The organism is Undibacterium sp. TJN25, assembly GCF_049339885.1.
Taxonomy (GTDB): Bacteria; Pseudomonadota; Gammaproteobacteria; order Burkholderiales; family Burkholderiaceae_D; genus Undibacterium.
This window is the reverse complement of the sequence record NZ_JBMPPM010000006.1, coordinates 401581-417557: the sequence shown is the minus strand read 5'-3', so window position 1 is coordinate 417557 and position 15977 is coordinate 401581. Positions and strand designations below refer to the sequence as shown.

The 15977-nt window shown below is 60.8% G+C and carries 21 protein-coding genes; 20 read left to right on the top strand and 1 reads right to left on the bottom strand.

Annotation, left to right across the window (positions count from 1 at the left end; all coding sequences use genetic code 11):
• Positions 1–50: 50 nt before the first annotated feature.
• The 10 genes from fliS to flgJ all read left to right on the top strand — a co-directional run bounded on the left by fliS (position 51) and on the right by flgJ (position 6920).
• Positions 51–440, top strand: a complete 390-nt coding sequence (gene fliS, locus ACO0LO_RS17605; protein WP_422965763.1) for a flagellar export chaperone FliS — start codon at positions 51–53, stop codon at positions 438–440.
• Positions 433–774 carry a hypothetical protein gene (locus ACO0LO_RS17600; RefSeq protein WP_422965761.1) on the top strand — a complete coding sequence of 114 codons (342 nt, stop codon included), beginning with the start codon at positions 433–435 and terminating at the stop codon, positions 772–774. Before fliS ends, ACO0LO_RS17600 begins: the two co-directional genes overlap by 8 nt.
• Positions 771–2102, top strand: coding sequence for a flagellar hook-length control protein FliK (locus ACO0LO_RS17595; protein ID WP_422965759.1), 1332 nt, complete (start codon positions 771–773; stop codon positions 2100–2102). The genes ACO0LO_RS17600 and ACO0LO_RS17595 overlap by 4 nt, the downstream gene beginning before the upstream one ends.
• 6 nt (positions 2103–2108) lie before the next feature.
• On the top strand, positions 2109–2576 hold the full coding sequence (locus tag ACO0LO_RS17590) for a flagellar basal body-associated FliL family protein (RefSeq protein ID WP_422965757.1): 468 nt from the start codon (positions 2109–2111) through the stop codon (positions 2574–2576).
• A 51-nt stretch (positions 2577–2627) separates the two neighbouring features.
• The gene (gene fliA, locus ACO0LO_RS17585; protein ID WP_422965756.1) at positions 2628–3365 is read left to right on the top strand and encodes an RNA polymerase sigma factor FliA; all 738 of its coding nucleotides are present in this window, start codon (positions 2628–2630) and stop codon (positions 3363–3365) included.
• 19 nt (positions 3366–3384) lie between these two features.
• Entirely contained in the window at positions 3385–4305 is a 921-nt protein-coding gene (motA, locus tag ACO0LO_RS17580) for a flagellar motor stator protein MotA (protein WP_422965754.1), read from the top strand.
• A complete protein-coding gene (locus tag ACO0LO_RS17575) occupies positions 4244–5302 on the top strand; it encodes a flagellar motor protein MotB (protein ID WP_422965752.1) in 1059 nt (352 codons plus the stop codon). Before motA ends, ACO0LO_RS17575 begins: the two co-directional genes overlap by 62 nt.
• An 88-nt stretch (positions 5303–5390) precedes the next feature.
• The gene (gene flgM / locus ACO0LO_RS17570; protein ID WP_422965750.1) at positions 5391–5693 is read left to right on the top strand and encodes a flagellar biosynthesis anti-sigma factor FlgM; all 303 of its coding nucleotides are present in this window, start codon (positions 5391–5393) and stop codon (positions 5691–5693) included.
• Positions 5690–6136, top strand: coding sequence for a flagellar export chaperone FlgN (gene flgN / locus ACO0LO_RS17565; RefSeq protein ID WP_422965749.1), 447 nt, complete (start codon positions 5690–5692; stop codon positions 6134–6136). Before flgM ends, flgN begins: the two co-directional genes overlap by 4 nt.
• Positions 6123–6920 (top strand): flagellar assembly peptidoglycan hydrolase FlgJ, encoded by a 798-nt coding sequence (gene flgJ, locus ACO0LO_RS17560; protein WP_422965747.1) that lies wholly within the window; start codon positions 6123–6125, stop codon positions 6918–6920. The genes flgN and flgJ overlap by 14 nt, the downstream gene beginning before the upstream one ends.
• Here flgJ and flgA read toward each other — a convergent pair.
• Complete coding sequence (gene flgA / locus ACO0LO_RS17555) at positions 6905–7624, bottom strand: flagellar basal body P-ring formation chaperone FlgA (RefSeq protein ID WP_422965745.1); 720 nt, start codon at positions 7622–7624, stop codon at positions 6905–6907. The genes flgJ and flgA overlap by 16 nt on opposite strands.
• A 179-nt stretch (positions 7625–7803) precedes the next feature.
• Here flgA and flgB point away from each other — a divergent pair, with 179 nt between their 5' ends.
• From flgB to flgK, 10 genes are all read left to right on the top strand, one after another.
• The gene (gene flgB / locus ACO0LO_RS17550) at positions 7804–8187 is read left to right on the top strand and encodes a flagellar basal body rod protein FlgB (RefSeq protein WP_422965743.1); all 384 of its coding nucleotides are present in this window, start codon (positions 7804–7806) and stop codon (positions 8185–8187) included.
• A gap of 2 nt (positions 8188–8189) precedes the next feature.
• The gene (gene flgC, locus ACO0LO_RS17545; protein WP_422965742.1) at positions 8190–8612 is read left to right on the top strand and encodes a flagellar basal body rod protein FlgC; all 423 of its coding nucleotides are present in this window, start codon (positions 8190–8192) and stop codon (positions 8610–8612) included.
• A gap of 2 nt (positions 8613–8614) precedes the next feature.
• Positions 8615–9289: a flagellar hook capping FlgD N-terminal domain-containing protein gene (locus tag ACO0LO_RS17540; protein WP_422965740.1), complete on the top strand. Its 675-nt coding sequence runs from the start codon at positions 8615–8617 to the stop codon at positions 9287–9289.
• A gap of 28 nt (positions 9290–9317) precedes the next feature.
• On the top strand, positions 9318–10508 hold the full coding sequence (locus ACO0LO_RS17535; RefSeq protein WP_422965738.1) for a flagellar hook protein FlgE: 1191 nt from the start codon (positions 9318–9320) through the stop codon (positions 10506–10508).
• 18 nt (positions 10509–10526) lie between these two features.
• Positions 10527–11255, top strand: coding sequence for a flagellar basal body rod protein FlgF (locus ACO0LO_RS17530; RefSeq protein ID WP_422965736.1), 729 nt, complete (start codon positions 10527–10529; stop codon positions 11253–11255).
• A gap of 121 nt (positions 11256–11376) precedes the next feature.
• Complete coding sequence (gene flgG / locus ACO0LO_RS17525) at positions 11377–12165, top strand: flagellar basal-body rod protein FlgG (protein WP_422965734.1); 789 nt, start codon at positions 11377–11379, stop codon at positions 12163–12165.
• Positions 12165–12827 carry a flagellar basal body L-ring protein FlgH gene (flgH, locus tag ACO0LO_RS17520; RefSeq protein ID WP_422965733.1) on the top strand — a complete coding sequence of 221 codons (663 nt, stop codon included), beginning with the start codon at positions 12165–12167 and terminating at the stop codon, positions 12825–12827. Before flgG ends, flgH begins: the two co-directional genes overlap by 1 nt.
• 64 nt (positions 12828–12891) lie before the next feature.
• Positions 12892–13977, top strand: a complete 1086-nt coding sequence (locus tag ACO0LO_RS17515) for a flagellar basal body P-ring protein FlgI (RefSeq protein WP_422965903.1) — start codon at positions 12892–12894, stop codon at positions 13975–13977.
• 17 nt (positions 13978–13994) lie between these two features.
• The gene (locus ACO0LO_RS17510; protein ID WP_422965731.1) at positions 13995–14456 is read left to right on the top strand and encodes a hypothetical protein; all 462 of its coding nucleotides are present in this window, start codon (positions 13995–13997) and stop codon (positions 14454–14456) included.
• 141 nt (positions 14457–14597) lie between these two features.
• Positions 14598–15971 carry a flagellar hook-associated protein FlgK gene (gene flgK / locus ACO0LO_RS17505; protein ID WP_422965729.1) on the top strand — a complete coding sequence of 458 codons (1374 nt, stop codon included), beginning with the start codon at positions 14598–14600 and terminating at the stop codon, positions 15969–15971.
• The last annotated feature ends 6 nt before the right edge of the window (positions 15972–15977 follow it).

The following is a 15977-nucleotide window of genomic DNA, read 5'->3' as shown; positions in this document are numbered from 1 at the left end:
CAACCCATAGTAACGAGCAGCCCTCCGGCCATCCAACCAGTGAGATAACGATGTTGAATTACGAAGCTTATAGCAGTTACCACGCAGTCAATCTCGATGCACAGACGGCCAGGGCCACGCCGGTGCAACTGGTGCTGGTGCTGATGGACGGTTTGCTGGAGGAGCTGGCCCGCGCGCGCGCACATATCGCTGCCCGCCGCTATGAGCTGAAGGCCGGCAGCCTGGACAAGTGCGTGGAAATATTGAACGGCTTGTCCAGCGCGCTGGATTTCGATACCGGCGGCGAAGTGGTTGCCAACCTGGGTAAGTTGTACGACTACTGCGCGTGGCGACTTTACAAGGCCGGCGTGGAGCTGGAGCCGGCGATGGTCGATGAAGTCGCCACCTTGCTGACAACCATCAGGCAAGGATGGCAAGGCGTGCAGGCTAAACATGAATAGGCACATCGACAGTCAAACGAGCCGGCAACAGCAGTTGCTCGCCATGGCAGCGCGGCTCAAGGAAGCCGCTGAAACAAAAAACTGGCCGGCGCTGGAACAAGCCGACAGGGAACTGGGCGCCAGCCTGCAGCGCCTGGCGGCCGCAGGCGCGTGGAGCCGCGAGGAACGCGCCGGCCTGTTGAGCCTGCGTGCCACGCACAGCGAGGCTTACCAGCATTGTGCAATGGAGTCCGAGCGACTGAACAAACATCTGGCCACGATGCAAGCCAATAAGGAAGGCTGGATGGCCTACGCACTGAATGGCGCAAACGACTTGAATGGAACTGAAGCATGAGCATCGCACTGAACAGCAACGCACCATCCACCCGCGACCTGCCGTCCGCCGGCGCCGTCAATCCTGTCAGTCCCGCCATTGCCGCCGCATCTCCGTCCACTTCGGCGAATGCAGCGCCTGTACCGGCTCCGGCAGCATCTTCTAGCCAGGCGGGTCAGCCACCGGCCGTCAACAGTGGCTTGCCCAACGACGTCTGGTCCCAGTTTTCACGCATTTTCGGTTCCGCGAGGACAACAGGCGCCGAAGCGAAAGCGGACGAAAAAGAAGATACGGAAACTCCCGCTAAAACCCAGGCACACGGCGAGGCCGACAGCGATGCGCAAAAGGATGCCGGCCTGCCGGCGATGGCGCTGTCGCTGATGCCGGTGATCCTGAATTTCCCCATGGCGCCGGCACTTGCCCCGACAGCCCTAACGCTGTCCCCTGCCGTCGGCGGGCAGCCTACCGACGGCACGTCGGGGGATGCAGAAACCGCGGCAATATCCGGCGCAGCCGAAGCAGCCGAAGCAGCCAACGCAGCCGCTGCACCGGATATGCGCCAATCCACGGCTACCGCCCTTATCGATGTTTCTGGAACGCAGGCGATGGCTACGGAGTCCGGCCAGGCAAATTTTTCCAGCCTGCCCGATACGGCAGGCCAAGCAACGCAGCCCCAACAGCCAGGCAATCTGCGCATGCCTGCAGAAATTCCGCCGGCAGCAGACACAAAGGCGACGGCAGGCGCTACGCGTGATCTACCGTTCTTTGGCAGCGACAGTAGTGCCGACCGCAGCCAGGCCGGCGGCGCTACGTTGCCTCCGGCCGGCAATAGCACTGGTGTGTGGTCCGCAGCCGGCCTCGGCAATCCGACCGCAATGCCGGCAGATACAGTCAAGCTGGCTGGATCGCCCACACAGTGGCAACAGCCGCTGAGGGAAGCGCTGGGAGACCGCCTGCAAATGCAGCTGGGCAAAAACAGCGAGCAGGCAGTCATACGGCTGGACCCGCCGATGCTGGGCCGCATAGAAATTTCCATACGCCACGAGGCTGGTGCGCTACAAGTCAACATGAGCGCCACCAACAATGAAGTGCTGCGCCAGCTCCACAGCATCGGCGACAGCCTGAGACAGGACCTGAGCCAGAGCCATCGCCAGTACAGCGACGTAGCGGTAACGGTGTCTGCACCGTCCCGTAGCAATGCCGGCGGTAATGCAGGCAACGGCAGTGCAGATGCAGAAGGCCGCCAGCAGCAGGCAGCCAGGGAAAGGGAAGAAAACCAGCCCGGCCGTGCACTGGCCGACGCCGAGCAAGAGGCTGGCAGTTTTGCAGCACCGGCAGACAAGGGTTAAGCGGACATGAAGAACAACCTCAAACTGATACTGGCTTTCGTTGCGGTGGGCTTGCTCGCCGGCGGTGGCGCCGCGGCGGCGATGTGGTGGAGCATGCCCAAGCCCGCAGCGGCAAGTCCTGCTGCCGCTGCGGCCAAGCTTGCCGCCGATACCAAGGTCTACAAATACCTGAGCCTGGAAAAAGTGGTCGTCATGCTGCGCCGCAGTCCGGGCGAAACAGTCACCCACTATATGTCCACTGACCTGGTGATCAAGGTCGCAGAGGACAAGGAAAAGATAACCAAGGAACACCTGCCGCTGCTGCGCAGCATCGCAGTGAAATCGCTGTCTTCCTTTCCCATGGAAAAAGCGGAGTACATGACGGTGGACCAGTTTGCTACGGAGATCAACCGCGCGTTTACGGAAAATTACGCCCGCGACCATCACGAAAAACCGTTTGCCGAAGTCATGATAGGCAAGCTCATCATTGAATGATGCGCCGAATGAAACATTCGATATATAGCAGGAGCTTACGTGGAGTGTGATGTGGCCTATGTAGAGGAGTACGCCGAAGCCGGCGCTGCCCTGTTGCAGCACAGCGCGGATGAGCAAAAACATCTGCTGGCGTACGTGCCGCTGGTGAAGCGCATCGTGCGCCAGTTGAACTCGCAGGTGGCCGGCGCAATCGACCGCGACGACATGGAACAGATAGGCCTGATGGGCCTGCTGGAAGCATTGCGGCGCTATGGCGAACCGGATGCCGGGTTCGGAGGTTATGCCAGCCTGCGCATCCGCGGCGCCATCCTGGATGAATTGCGCCGCCAGGATTGGCGCCCGCGCGCGGTGCGCCAGCAAAGCCACAAGCTGCGCGACGGCATCCGCGAACTGACCAGGCAGGTCGGGCATGAGCCGACCGAGAACGAAATCGTCAAGGCATTGGGAATCACCAGCGAAGCTTACCGCGAGCACCAGATGGACGAAAACGCGGAATCGATCGCCAGCTTCGACGAACTGCTGCTGGAAATGGGAGGCATGCACGCCGACGTTCCCAGCCCGGAAGAACAGCTGATGAACAAGCGCAGCCTGGAACAGGCCCTGATGAATCTGGATGAGCGCGAGCAGCGAGTCATACAGATGTATTACGAATACGAACTGAGCTACAAGGAAATCGCCGCCGTTCTGGATCTGACCGACGCCCGCGTGTGCCAACTGAACAAGGGCGCGCTAAGGAAGATGCAGGATTTTCTGGAAAACGGCCGCAGGAACCCCGGAGTCAAACCATGATGCAGAACAGGAAATCAGCATGCAACAACTAGTCGGCATCCTCATCGTAGTGGCGTGCGTCTTCGGCGGCTTCGGCTTCATGGGCGGCACCGCCAGCGCCATCTGGCAGCCGGTGGAACTGATCATTATCGCCGGCGCGGCGCTGGGTGCGCTGGTGCTCGGCAATCCGCGCTATGTGCTGTCGGAAATGCTGGGGCAGCTGCGCAAGATCGTGATGAAACGCAAGCACGATTCGGAATTCCAGCGCCAGCTGCTGTTGCTGATGTATGAATTACTGCAAACGGCAGCCGGCGGCCTGAAGGCGCTGGACGCGCACGTGGAAGCCCCGCGCGAAAGCGAGCTGTTCAAGCGCTACCCGCTAATCCTGGAAGAACCCAAGCTGCTGGCTTTCATCGTCGACAACTTCCGCCTGATGGCGATGGGAAAGATCAGCTCGCATGAACTCGAAGGCGTCCTGGAGCAAGAACTGGAAGCCATCCATGACGAACTTTCACAACCGTCCAAATCGCTGCACAAGATCGCCGAAGCCATGCCGGGATTCGGGATCCTGGCTGCCGTACTGGGTATCGTCATGGCGATGAACACCGTCGGGGAAGGCGCCAATGCCGCAGAAATTTCCGAGCGGGTGGCGGCGGCGATGGTAGGCACCTTTATCGGCATCTTTTTTTGCTACGGCGTGCTGGATCCGCTCAGCAACATGATGAAGCAGCTGGTCAACCAGGAGGCATCGACGATGGAATGCGTCAAAGTCGTGCTGGTCACCCATGTGGCGGGGAAACCTGCGCTGCTGGCGATTGACGCCGGACGCCGCCTGGTGCAACTGAACATCAAGCCCAGTTTTGCGCAACTGGAAAGCTGGATCAACGCCATGGAAGGCAATGACGGCGAAGAGCAGGATACGCCGCAACGCCGCAACGGAGACAGACAGCGTGCAGCCTAACAAGCATGACAAACACGGCGAAGCCGTCATCAAGCGAGCCGCGCGCAAGCATGATGATGACGGCCACGGCGGCGCCTGGAAAGTCGCCTTCGCCGATTTTTGTCTGGCGCTGATGTGCCTGTTCCTGGTGCTATGGGTCATGGCTGCGCGCCAGCAGGAAAGCATACAGGAAGTCATGAACGATTCGCACGGCGGCAAGCTGGACGAAGGCCAGGGTGTCATGGCGGAATCGATGGGCGGTCCGCGCGGCAGCATGATAGAACGCAATCCTTTGTCGCGCACCGGCGATTCAGAAACGGCAGGCAGGCAGCTGACCGTGGGCGATACCCATCCGGCCGATCCTGCAGAGAAAGCCCGCGACAGCAAGATCCGATATGAATCGGCCAGCGAGCTGGCTGCCTTGTCGAGAGCGCTGGCCAGCATGAGCGCCGACGCAGGGCTCAGCAGCAACCTGCAGTCCATCATCACGCCGTACGGCCTGCGCGTGATGCTGCACGACACCGATAAACAGGGCATGTTTGTGCGCGGCAGCGCGGTGCCGACGGACCGTTTCAAGAATCTGCTGCGCAAGATGGGGCCGCTGTTTTCACGGATGGAGAACCAGATGCTGATCGTCGGCCATACCGACTCGCTGCAATACGCCGATACCAGCTATGCGGCCTACTCCAACTGGACTCTGTCCAGTAACCGCGCGATGTCGGCCCGTTCGCAGCTGCTGGCCGGCGGCATGCCTGCACAGAGCGTACTGCAGGTGGTAGGCATGGCGGACCGGGCGCCGCTGGATACCAAAAACGCCGATGCAGGCGTCAACCGCCGCATTGAAATCCTGGTGCTGACCAGCGGCCAGGCGCAAAACATCGCCGCGATGTTCGGCATGCCGGGCGATACGCAACCGATCAGCAAGGATGTGGATACGGAACTGCCGGACCGCGACTTGCTGAAACGGCTGCGCGACAAACTTCTTCCAGTGAAAGGACGCACTGCGAACGGAAACTAGGCGGGAAATGCGCTGCTTCGGCGGTGAATCACTCTTGCCGCACAACCGGTGCCAACATGACATGCAAACCAGACCAAGAGGCAATCGTATGAGAATTTCAACCGGGACCGGCCCCGCAAACACAGCCGCCGCCGAGACGTCCGCAGTCAGCCGCGTTGCCGAGACTGCAGCCGGCGACGTTGTATCCACCAGTGCCACCAGCACCGCGGGCGAGGCGCCGGCCTTGCAGTCCTCCGTATTGCAGCCTGCGCTGGCAGCAATGCGCGACATGCCGGAAATAGACCAGGCCAAGGTGGCGGCGCTGCGCGACGCCCTGGCCAAGGGAGAAATCACCTTCAACCCCGCCAAGCTGGCGGGGTTGATCCAGCGTTTCCACGGAAGCGACAAATGAAAGCACTGCTTCCCGGCAGCAATCCCACGCATCCGCAGCAGTTGAGCCTGCTGATGAAGGGCGTGGCCGAAGACGTCAAGGCTTACCGTTCGCTGCAGTTACTGCTGGACGATCAGTTCAATGCCGCCTTGCGCTACCAGGCGGCGCAGCTGAACGAACTTGCCGCTCAGATCACCGGCTTGGTGGACATGATGGAACAAAGGCGCCAGCAGCGCGTATTCCTGATTGAAAATCTGCTTGGAGCAGACGGCACCATGGCAGTAGCGATAGGCATATTGACCGGTGCGCCGCGCGACGCGCTGAAATCCGGCTGGCAATTGCTGGAAGAACTGGCGATTGACTGCAAGCAGCGCAACACGCGCAATTGCAGCCTGATGATGAACCAGCAAAGCATCATGCAAGCAGCATTGCATGGCGAGGAACAGATCTATGCGCCAGGCTGACTTTCATACCGCGCCGACACCGGGCCTGCAGCAAAGGCTGCCGGCTACAGCTCCGGCAATTGCGACGGCAATGGCAACGGGTTCGCCGGCGATGCCGGCCTCCGGCAGCAACAGTTTTGCCGCGCTGTTCGGCGATGTTCGCAGGGATGTCAGCGACTTCATCGAGCACGGTTCTGCGGCATCGGACTCTTCCGCGATGTCGATACTCAGCGCCGAAGGGCAGGCCCACCGTGCGCGCCTGCAATCCGGCATGCAGGCAGATAGCAGCACCGGCGCGGATATCCCCGAAGGGCAACAGGATTTCCTGGAATCAATTGCGCCGTGGGCGCAAGAAGCCGGCCAGCGCCTGGGCGTGTCGGCCGACCTGGTCGCCGCGCATGCCGCGCTCGAATCCGGCTGGGGCCAGCGGCCGTTGAGGCAGTCTGGCGGTGGCGACAGCAACAACCTGTTCGCGCTGAAAGCGGGCGGCAGCTGGCGCGGCGACGTGGCCAACTCGCTGACAACGGAATATGAGAACGGCAGCGCCGTCAAGAAAACCGAGGCATTCCGCAGCTATCCCGACCAGGCCAGCGCCTTCAAGGACTATGCGCAGATGCTGCTGAATAATCCGCGCTATCGCGCCGCGCTCAACACCGGCAGCGATGCCCATGCATTTGCCCAGGGTCTGGCGCGCGGCGGCTATGCCACTGATCCCGCCTATGCCGACAAGCTGGCCCGCGTGGCAAACCGCATCCAGGCCGGCCGCGGCGCATCAACGCCTTCAAACGGTCATTCGGGGGATTGAGTGGACAAGGACGTGCCAACAGGCTCCACCATCGCCGGTCCGACTACACGGGCGCGGATGATATTGCCGGTGGATACATTGCGTACCCGTACCTGTGCATCGCGCGCGCCGGCTTCCATTGCCTCGCCTGCGACGCTGATTTCTATCTGTTCCCTACGCACCACGATGCTTACCGCCTCTCCCCGCCGCACCAGCAGCGGCGCAGCCAGCAAGCTCTCCCGCAATACATCGCCGGCGCGCAGTGCCCGCCGGCCCGTCATACCGACGGCGCGCTCCAGGTCAGAGACGGGATCCGGCGTTGCCGTGACATCCCGCCTTTCCAGCGTCAGGTCGGCTGCGGCATACGGCTTGCCGGCCGGCAGCGCCGCAACGGCAACCGCCACGCTGGCAGATACATGGGCGCGCACGACGAATTCGATTCTCCATGGCGTATCCGTACGGCATGCCGCTGCGAACCGCATGCGGCTGGGCGTGCGGGTATCGATGCCCTCCACCTGCACGGGTTCGCCGCAGGCAGGCACCGGCTTGGCGCTCCTGATGACCTCCACATCAAATAGCGGCTCGCGCAAACCCGCGTTTTCCGCCTGCCTGAGCAAATGCCGACGGGCAGTGTCCTGGATCTGTGCCAGCAGTTTGTCGCTCGTTCCGCCGGCGCCGGCCACTGCTCCGGCAAGACCCGGCGCAAGCAGCAGCGTGAGCGACAAGAGTTCGGCTGTACGCCGCACGGCAAGACAAGGGAACAAAAAAGCATCTGGAGCGGAAGGCATAGATAAGGCTTTCAATACGGGGCTTTCATTACAGGACTTTCAACGCGGGACTTTCATTCAGTGCAATTCGGATGTCAGGCATTTTACATCGGCAGTTCAACCACGGAAGGTGAAGCATGAGTATTAATTTCAAGGATGCGCTGGGTGTGCACCCGGACGCCCTCAAGCTGCGTGCGGAGCGAACCAGGATACTGGCGTCGAACATCGCGAACGAAAACACACCCGGCTATGAAGCGCAGGATATGGATTTCAATGCCACGCTGCAGCAGGTCATGGACAGCGACGGCAGCGGCTTCAGCAACGGCCTGGGCCTGGACACCGATGGTGTAAGCGGCGATCCGCTGTACCGCGTGCCCTACCACCCTACCCGCGACGGCAATACCGTGGAAATAGGCGTCGAGCAGGCAGCCTTTTCTCAAAACGCGTCCGATTTCCAGACCAGCCTCACTTTCGTCAATATGCAACTCAAGGGACTGGCAAAAGCAATTGCCGGGCAATAACCATGACATTCAGAAATATTGCAGACATCGCCGGTTCCGCCATGGCCGCCCAGACAGTGCGGCTCAATACCATTGCCAGTAATCTGGCCAATGCCGACTCCGTTGCCGGCAGCGAAGCCGGCACCTACCGCGCCCGCAAGCCCGTGTTCGCGGCCGTCATGGATGCCGGTTCCGGCAGCACGCCCCAGGCAGGCGGCCGTGTACAGGTGCTGGATGTGGTTCAAAGCGCGGAACCCTTGCGCAAAACGTATGAGCCTGGGAATCCCATGGCGAATGAAGAGGGGATGGTGTTCTATCCCAATGTCAACCAGGTGGCGGAGATGACCGACATGATGTCGGCTTCCCGCGCTTTTGAAACTAATGTCGAGGTGCTCGGCCGCGTGAAGGCCATGCAGCAGTCCCTCCTCAAACTAGGAGAATCTTGATCATGCAAACCGGTCTCTTGAACAATAACAGCGGTGCCTCCGGCAGTAGTGCAGCACAACCGCCCGCCGGCAACGGCAACGACGTTTCCGACATGTTCACCAAACTGCTGGTGGCGCAGATCAAGAACCAGGATCCGCTCTCGCCGACGGACCCCAGCCAGTTCGTCAACCAGCTGGCCCAGCTGAGCCAGACGGAATCCTTGCAAAACCTGGCCGGCCTGACCAGCGCCAGCACCAGCGTGCTGCAAAGCATGCAGGTGCTGGCGCTCGGCGGGCAGGTAGGCTCCAGCGTCACCGTCAGCACCAACAGCATCAACCTCGGTACGGACAGTGTCAGCGGCGCCATCACGCTGGCCAGCGCTTCGTCCAAGACCACGCTGGTGCTGACCGGCAGCGACGGCAAGAAACACAATGTTGAACTCGGCACGCAGGCGCCGGGTTCCGTGCCTTTCACCGTCAATCCCGCAGCACTGGGACTGCCCGCCGGAAACTACACGATGGAAGTGCAGACCGACAGCGGAGAAAAACCGGCCATTGACGTTGCCGGGAAACTTAACGGTGTGCGCCTGTCCAGCAGCGGCAGTGTCGTGCTCAACGTCAGCAATATAGGCGACATCGATCCTGCAGCCGTCACCGGTTTCAACGGACGCCCTGATGCCGCCCAGGCATCCCATTAATTCACTCTTTCACTGAAAGGAATTCACCATGAGTTTCGATATCGCTTTGTCAGGCATCCAGGCCATTAACAACCAACTGGACACGATCAGTAACAACATTGCCAACTCCAGCACCTATGGCTTTAAATCCGGGCGCGCCAATTTTTCGTCGATGTATGCCGGCACGCAGCCGACAGGCACGGAAATCGGCTCAGTAACGCAGAGCATAGAACTCAACGGCGGCGTGCTCAATACCGGCCGTCCGCTGGATGCGCTGATCAACGGCCGCGGCTTTTTCGTCAGCCGCGATTCCAGCGGCGCGATGCTGTACAGCCGCGTAGGTATTTTCTCCAAGGACAAGGACGGCACGCTGGTGGACAGCTCCGGCCGCGTCGTGCAAGGCTATGCGGTTGTTCCGGGCACTACCACGCTGGGCCCGATGGGGGACCTGACCATCCCTACCGGCCAGGTTCCTGCCGTGGCCAGCACCAAGATGAATTATGTCGGCAATCTGTCGGCAGACTGGGCCCCGCCGCTGAACCCTACTTTCACACCGGGCGACACGCAGTCGTATAACATGTCCGCGCTGACCGTTGCCTACGATTCGCTGGGTACCCAGCATAGCGTGACACAGTACTTCGTCAAGAACGGAACCGGCGGTATCGATATCCATTACACAGTGGATGGAGGCGCCCCGCTGACACCGACCACAACGCTGACATTCAATACCAGCGGCCAACTCACCTCGCCGCTGGTGCCGGGGACATTGCCGCTGACAGCAGCCGGCGCCGCCGCCGCGCTGACCGTGAGCGTGGATTACACCGGCACCACGCAGTTCGCCGGCGATTCCACCACCACGACCAACAAGGCAGACGGCAACGCCTCAGGCACTTTCATCGACGTCGCATTGGCCAAGGATGGCTCATTGATTGCGCAGTACAGCAACGGCGCCAAGCAGACAGTAGGCGTCGTCGCGCTGGCCACCTTCCCGGATGAAGGCGCACTGACGGCCGTCAGCGACACCAGCTGGACCAGTTCCACCGGTTCAGGCACGGCACTGTATTCCGCTCCCGGCACCGGCATGGCAGCCAGCCTGTCCACCGGCCAGCTGGAACAGTCGAACGTGGACGTCACCTCGGAACTGGTAGGCCTGATGACTTCGCAGCGCAACTACCAGGCCAACTCCAAGGTGATCTCGACCGAGAGCGCCATGATGCAATCGCTGATGCAAGCGATATAACCGGAACAGGCCACGACTATGGACGCGCTGATCTATACCGCAATGAGCGGGGCCGAAAAGGCCCTGCATGCCCAGCAGGTGCACGCAAACAATCTCGCCAATATGGAAACCGGCGGTTTCCGCGCCAATCTGGAACTGGCCACCAGCCAGGCCGTGCCCGGCTACGGCTACGACGACCGGCACATGGGGCAGATGCAATCCAACACCGTGGTCACCCGCCAGGGCACGGTGAAGGAAACCGGGCGCGACCTCGACGTGGCAATCGACGGCGACGGTTACCTCGCCGTGCAGGGGCCTGACGGCGCAGAAGCCTATACACGAGCCGGTGCGCTGACGCTGGATGCCAGCGGCGCACTGAGCATCAACGGTTATCCGGTGCTGGGCGACGGCGGCCCTATCGTGCTGCCTGAATTCACCAGTGTATCGATAGGCCAGGACGGCACGATCTCGGTGCAGACCGTCGGCCAGGCCGACATGCAGCCGGTAGACAAGCTCAAGCTGGTGAAGGCCGATGCCGCCGACATCACTAAAAACGAAACCGGCCTGATCGTCAGCCGTAATGGCGATACGCTGAATACCGACCCAAGCGTACTGGTGCGCGGCGGCCATCTGGAAGGCAGCAATGTATCGGCAGTGGAAGAAATGGTGGCGACGATGAACCTGAACCGCAGCTTTGAGGTACAGATGAAATTGTATCAGGCCGCAGATTCCATGACGCAGACAGGCAACCGCCTGATCAGCGCCTAGCCTGACCAACGACCCGATATAACCCGATAGGCCCAATAAGCCCATTAAGCTCGATAAGCAGCAGTTCGCAGTTTGCTTGCCCTGCGCCGCAGGCGGCACAAATGAAATTGAGGAGTAGACCATGAATCCAGCAATGTGGATCAGCAAAACCGGTGTGCAGGCGCAAGACGCCAAGCTGCAGGCTATCGCCAACAATCTGGCCAACGTCAACACTGTGGGCTTCAAGCGCGACCGCGTCGTATTTGAAGACATGTTCTACCAGATTGACCAGCAGCCCGGCGCGCAGCGCGCGGATAATACGCTGTCGCCGTCCGGCGTACAGCTGGGCAACGGCACCCACATGGTGGGCACGCAAAAGGTGTTCACCACCGGTAGCCTGCAGACGACCAGCCAGCCGCTGGATGTCGCCATTACCGGCAACGGTTTCCTGCAGGTGCGCCGCCCCAATGGCGACCCGGCGTACACACGCGCCGGCCAGTTGCAGCCCGACCAGAACGGCCGCCTGACCAACGCCCAGGGTCTGCCCGTGGTGCCGGAAATTACCCTGCCCGCCAATACCACCGGCATCACCATCGGTGAAAACGGCGTGGTATCGGTGACAGTGGGCACCAGCGCCATTCCTACTGAAGTCGGCCAGCTGACACTGACCAGCTTCGTCAATCCAGCCGGCCTGCAGGCGCTGGGTGAAAACCTGTTCCAGGAAACCGCGGCCAGCGGCACGCCAACCGACGGCAAACCCGGCGAAGGTGCATTAGGCAAGTTGAAACAGGGCGCGCTGGAAGGCTCCAATGTGCAGGTCGTCGAGGAAATGGTCGATATGATCGCTGCGCAGCGCACCTATGAAATGAATACCAAGGTGCTGAGCGCAGCCGACAATATGCTGCAAACCCTTTCGCAGGCAGTACGGTAATGAAAGCCCTGTTCACCGCCCTGGCGGCATTGCTGCTGGGCGCCTGCGCCGCGCCATCGCAGCCCCCTGTCATCCCCGGCCCCAGCGACGATCCGCCTCCGACGATACAGTCGATGCAGCGCAAGGGGCAGGCGGGCGGCGTCTTTGTGCAGGATGCCTCCTGGTCACTGACGTCGGACAGCCGCGCCTTCCGCACCGGCGACGTAGTGACCGTCGTACTGGAAGAAACGACACAGGCCAGCAAGAAGGCCGACACCAGTTTCGACAAATCCGGCAATGTTGCGGTCAAACCCGTTGTCGGCTTCGGGGGCAAGACCTTGAAGACCGATCTGGGCGCTGGCGTGCAGCGCGACTTTGCCGGCACATCGTCCAGCACCCAGCAAAATACCTTGCAGGGCGCAATCACCGTGATCGTGCAGGAAGTGCTGCCCAACGGCCTGCTACGCGTCAACGGTGAAAAAAGCCTGTACCTGAACCAGGGTGAGGAATTTGTCAGGTTGCGCGGCTATGTGCGCTCCGCCGATATCGATGCCGATAACCGCGTGTCTTCGCAGCGCATCGCCAATGCCCGTATCGCCTATTCCGGCACTGGGGTACTGGCCGACGCCAACTCGCCCGGCTGGCTGACGCGTTTTTTTACCGGCCCCTGGATGCCTTTCTGAGATTGTTGAGATTACGACCATGACGCTGAAGCTATTCCGCCCCACTCTTTTCTTGAACTGCCTGATGCTGGCACTGCTGTCCGGCGCCGGTGGCCAGGCGCTGGCAGCATCGGCACAGACCTTGCGCAATCTCGTCAGCGTCGAAGGCGTGCGTGAAAATCCGCTGATCGGCTACGGCATCGTCGTCGGCCTGAACGGCAGCGGCGACAGCACGCAGCTCAAGTTTGCCAGCCAGTCAGTATCGAATATGCTGAAGCAGTTCGGCATCAAGATGCCGGACGGCACCGACACCAAAAGCAAGAACGTCGCTACCGTCATGGTCAGCGCCGTATTTCCGCCGGGTTATCGCAAGGGGCAAAGCATAGACGTGACGGTATCCTCGCTGGGCGATGCCAAGAGCCTACGCGGCGGCACGCTGCTGCTCACACAGCTACGCGCGGCGGACAACGAAGTCTATGCACTGGCACAGGGCAACCTGGTCGTCGGCGGCCTGAGTGCGCAAGGCAAGAGCGGTTCCAGCGTTACCGTCAATACCCCGACCTCGGGCCGCATTCCTAACGGCGCCAATATAGAACGGGAAATTGAAACCGATTTCGATACCCGTCCGACAGTCAGGCTGAGCCTGCGGCATCCGCATTTCCAGACCGCGACCAATATTGTGGACGTAATCAACCGCCGTTTCGGCGACATCGCCAGCACCCGCGATGCCACCAGCATCGACGTCATCGCGCCCGGCAATCCTACGCAGCGGGTCGCTTTCGTGGCCAAGCTGGAAGCGCTGAGCGTCGATGTCGGCACCGATGTTCCTAAGGTGATCTTCAATTCCCGCACCGGCACGGTCGTCATCGCAGAAGGCGTGACAGTGCGCCCGGCGGCGGTCTCGCACGGCTCGCTCAAAGTGGTCATTTCAGAAAGTTCAGCAGTCAGCCAGCCGGCACCTTTTGGCAAAGGCCAGACCGCCGTCACGCCGCAGTCGCGGATCGCCGTGGATCAGGGCAACGGCCACATGTTCAAATGGCCCGCCGGCGCCAAGCTGCAAGTGATCATTGATGTCATCAACAGCATAGGCGCCAGCCCGGACGACATCATGGCGATTCTGCAGGCGCTGGATCAGGCCGGCGCCATCGAAGGCGAACTGGTCGTCATCTGAGGACTTACAGGTACTTTATGAACCCTACCCCATTTCCACTCCCTCTCGGCAGCCCGGCCGCCCCCATCAATGCAGTGGCGGAGGACAAACCGGCCATCGCACTGAACCCAACGGCCAGCGCTGGCAGCGGTGCCGATGCCGACTACCGGGCCAAGGCAACCGATGCCGCCATCAAGTTTGAAGGCTTCTTCATCGCAAACATGCTGCACAAGATGCGCTCCGGCACACGTGAGCTCGCCGGCCAGGACAGCGTTTTCAAGGACAAGGCCAACGGCGACATGCTGGATATGGCGGACACGCTGGTTGCCGAAAAAATGGCCGGCCAGCGCGCCTTCGGTATCGCCGATGCCATCCTGCGCCAGCTATTGCCGCCCGTAGGAAAACCGGAAACCATTATCAATAATGAAAATATTGGTGCGGGCGCAGACACAGGCATGGAAACAACCGCAGCGACGGCAATTCCGCGTGCCACGGAATAAATTAACAGCCACCGCCGAATTTCATTTAATCCGCTTCAATAACCGGTCGCCTCTTTACATCAAGGCTGAATCGCTGCCCTCATCCCGGCGGCCAGCTTACTCCGCAGCACCTGCAGTCTTTACCAGGAAAGACCCGGCTCCATGAGTATTATGAATAATGCACTGTCTGGTGCACTTGCCGCCCAGCTGGCATTGAATACCACCAGCCAGAACGTCGCCAACGTGAAAACGCCAGGCTACACGCGCCAGGGCATACTGCTGTCCGCGCTGCCGCCTGGCATCGGCCCGATGTCGGCCGGAAATGGTGTCGCCGTCTCTTCGCTGCTACGCTTTAGCGACAGTTACAAGAGCCAGCAAATGTGGCGCGCCGCGTCCGAACTCGGCCAGCACACGGAACCGCAGACCTATTTTACGCAGCTGGAACAGGTGATGGGCGATGATGCGTCCAGCATCAGCAGCGGCATGGACGATTTTTTCAAGGCACTGAATGCCGTCAGCGTCGATCCCACATCGACACCGTTGAGGCAGGCCGTCATTACAACCGCCAATTCGATGGCGCAGCGCATCAACAGCATCAACGACGTCATGAGCAACCAGCGCCTGTCGATACAGCAGCAGCGCACCGCCACCGTACCGCAGGTGAATGTGCTGACCAAGAATATCGCCGACCTGAACCAGCAGATCGCCTCCGCACAATCCGGCGGCACCAATACCTCGGCGCTGATGGATGCGCGCGACCAGGCCATTGATACTCTGGCCGGCCTGGTATCGCTGCAGACGGTGGACCAGCCTAACGGCGCGCGCGACGTATCGCTACGCACCGGCCAGCCGCTGGTCGTGGGCGGCTCATCATCGACGATGACGATACAGGGCAATGCCAGCGGCGGCCAGACACTGAGCCTGAAATTCGGCAACCAGTCCTTCAGCCTTGACGGTGTCAACGTCGGCGGGCAGTTGGGCGGCCTGAACGACTTTGAAAGTAATATACTGCTGCCTTTGCAGCAATCCGTCTCCGATATCGCCGGCCAGATGGCGGCCAACGTCAATGCGCAGCTGGCACTGGGTTTCGCGATGGACGGCACGGCAGGTACACCGCTGTTTGTATTTGATGCCACAAGCAGCAGCGGCATGCTGAAGATCTCCGGCGCTGCCACGGCGGCCAATCTCGGTTTTTCCGCCGATGGCACGCCCGGCAACAGCGCCAACCTGCAAAAAATCATCGATCTGAAAAACCAGCCCATCACTATCGCTTCCATCGGCTCGGTCATCCTGGGTGATGCCGATACCCAGCTGGTGGGCAAACTCGGCGTCGACAGCCAGCAAAACCAGGCGCTGCTGGCCACCGCCACCACCGTGCGCAACCAGGCCGTAGACGACTGGAACTCTACCAGCGGCGTCAACTCAGACGAAGAAGCTGTCAACCTGGTTGAGTATCAAAGGATGTACCAGGCCAACATGAAGGTCATCTCCGTCGCCAACACGCTATTCGACGCCACCCTGGCGATGATGGGATAAGGAAAA

What these genes read in the sequence shown, in the direction of transcription:
- fliS (WP_422965763.1), top strand. Translation starts at nt 51, where the DNA reads ATGTTGAATTACGAAGCTTATAGCAGTTACCACGCAGTCAATCTCGAT.
- ACO0LO_RS17600 (WP_422965761.1), top strand. Translation starts at nt 433, where the DNA reads ATGAATAGGCACATCGACAGTCAAACGAGCCGGCAACAGCAGTTGCTC.
- ACO0LO_RS17595 (WP_422965759.1), top strand. Translation starts at nt 771, where the DNA reads ATGAGCATCGCACTGAACAGCAACGCACCATCCACCCGCGACCTGCCG.
- ACO0LO_RS17590 (WP_422965757.1), top strand. Translation starts at nt 2,109, where the DNA reads ATGAAGAACAACCTCAAACTGATACTGGCTTTCGTTGCGGTGGGCTTG.
- motA (WP_422965754.1), top strand. Translation starts at nt 3,385, where the DNA reads ATGCAACAACTAGTCGGCATCCTCATCGTAGTGGCGTGCGTCTTCGGC.
- ACO0LO_RS17575 (WP_422965752.1), top strand. Translation starts at nt 4,244, where the DNA reads ATGACGGCGAAGAGCAGGATACGCCGCAACGCCGCAACGGAGACAGAC.
- flgM (WP_422965750.1), top strand. Translation starts at nt 5,391, where the DNA reads ATGAGAATTTCAACCGGGACCGGCCCCGCAAACACAGCCGCCGCCGAG.
- flgN (WP_422965749.1), top strand. Translation starts at nt 5,690, where the DNA reads ATGAAAGCACTGCTTCCCGGCAGCAATCCCACGCATCCGCAGCAGTTG.
- flgJ (WP_422965747.1), top strand. Translation starts at nt 6,123, where the DNA reads ATGCGCCAGGCTGACTTTCATACCGCGCCGACACCGGGCCTGCAGCAA.
- flgB (WP_422965743.1), top strand. Translation starts at nt 7,804, where the DNA reads ATGAGTATTAATTTCAAGGATGCGCTGGGTGTGCACCCGGACGCCCTC.
- flgC (WP_422965742.1), top strand. Translation starts at nt 8,190, where the DNA reads ATGACATTCAGAAATATTGCAGACATCGCCGGTTCCGCCATGGCCGCC.
- ACO0LO_RS17540 (WP_422965740.1), top strand. Translation starts at nt 8,615, where the DNA reads ATGCAAACCGGTCTCTTGAACAATAACAGCGGTGCCTCCGGCAGTAGT.
- ACO0LO_RS17535 (WP_422965738.1), top strand. Translation starts at nt 9,318, where the DNA reads ATGAGTTTCGATATCGCTTTGTCAGGCATCCAGGCCATTAACAACCAA.
- ACO0LO_RS17530 (WP_422965736.1), top strand. Translation starts at nt 10,527, where the DNA reads ATGGACGCGCTGATCTATACCGCAATGAGCGGGGCCGAAAAGGCCCTG.
- flgG (WP_422965734.1), top strand. Translation starts at nt 11,377, where the DNA reads ATGAATCCAGCAATGTGGATCAGCAAAACCGGTGTGCAGGCGCAAGAC.
- flgH (WP_422965733.1), top strand. Translation starts at nt 12,165, where the DNA reads ATGAAAGCCCTGTTCACCGCCCTGGCGGCATTGCTGCTGGGCGCCTGC.
- ACO0LO_RS17515 (WP_422965903.1), top strand. Translation starts at nt 12,892, where the DNA reads ATGCTGGCACTGCTGTCCGGCGCCGGTGGCCAGGCGCTGGCAGCATCG.
- ACO0LO_RS17510 (WP_422965731.1), top strand. Translation starts at nt 13,995, where the DNA reads ATGAACCCTACCCCATTTCCACTCCCTCTCGGCAGCCCGGCCGCCCCC.
- flgK (WP_422965729.1), top strand. Translation starts at nt 14,598, where the DNA reads ATGAGTATTATGAATAATGCACTGTCTGGTGCACTTGCCGCCCAGCTG.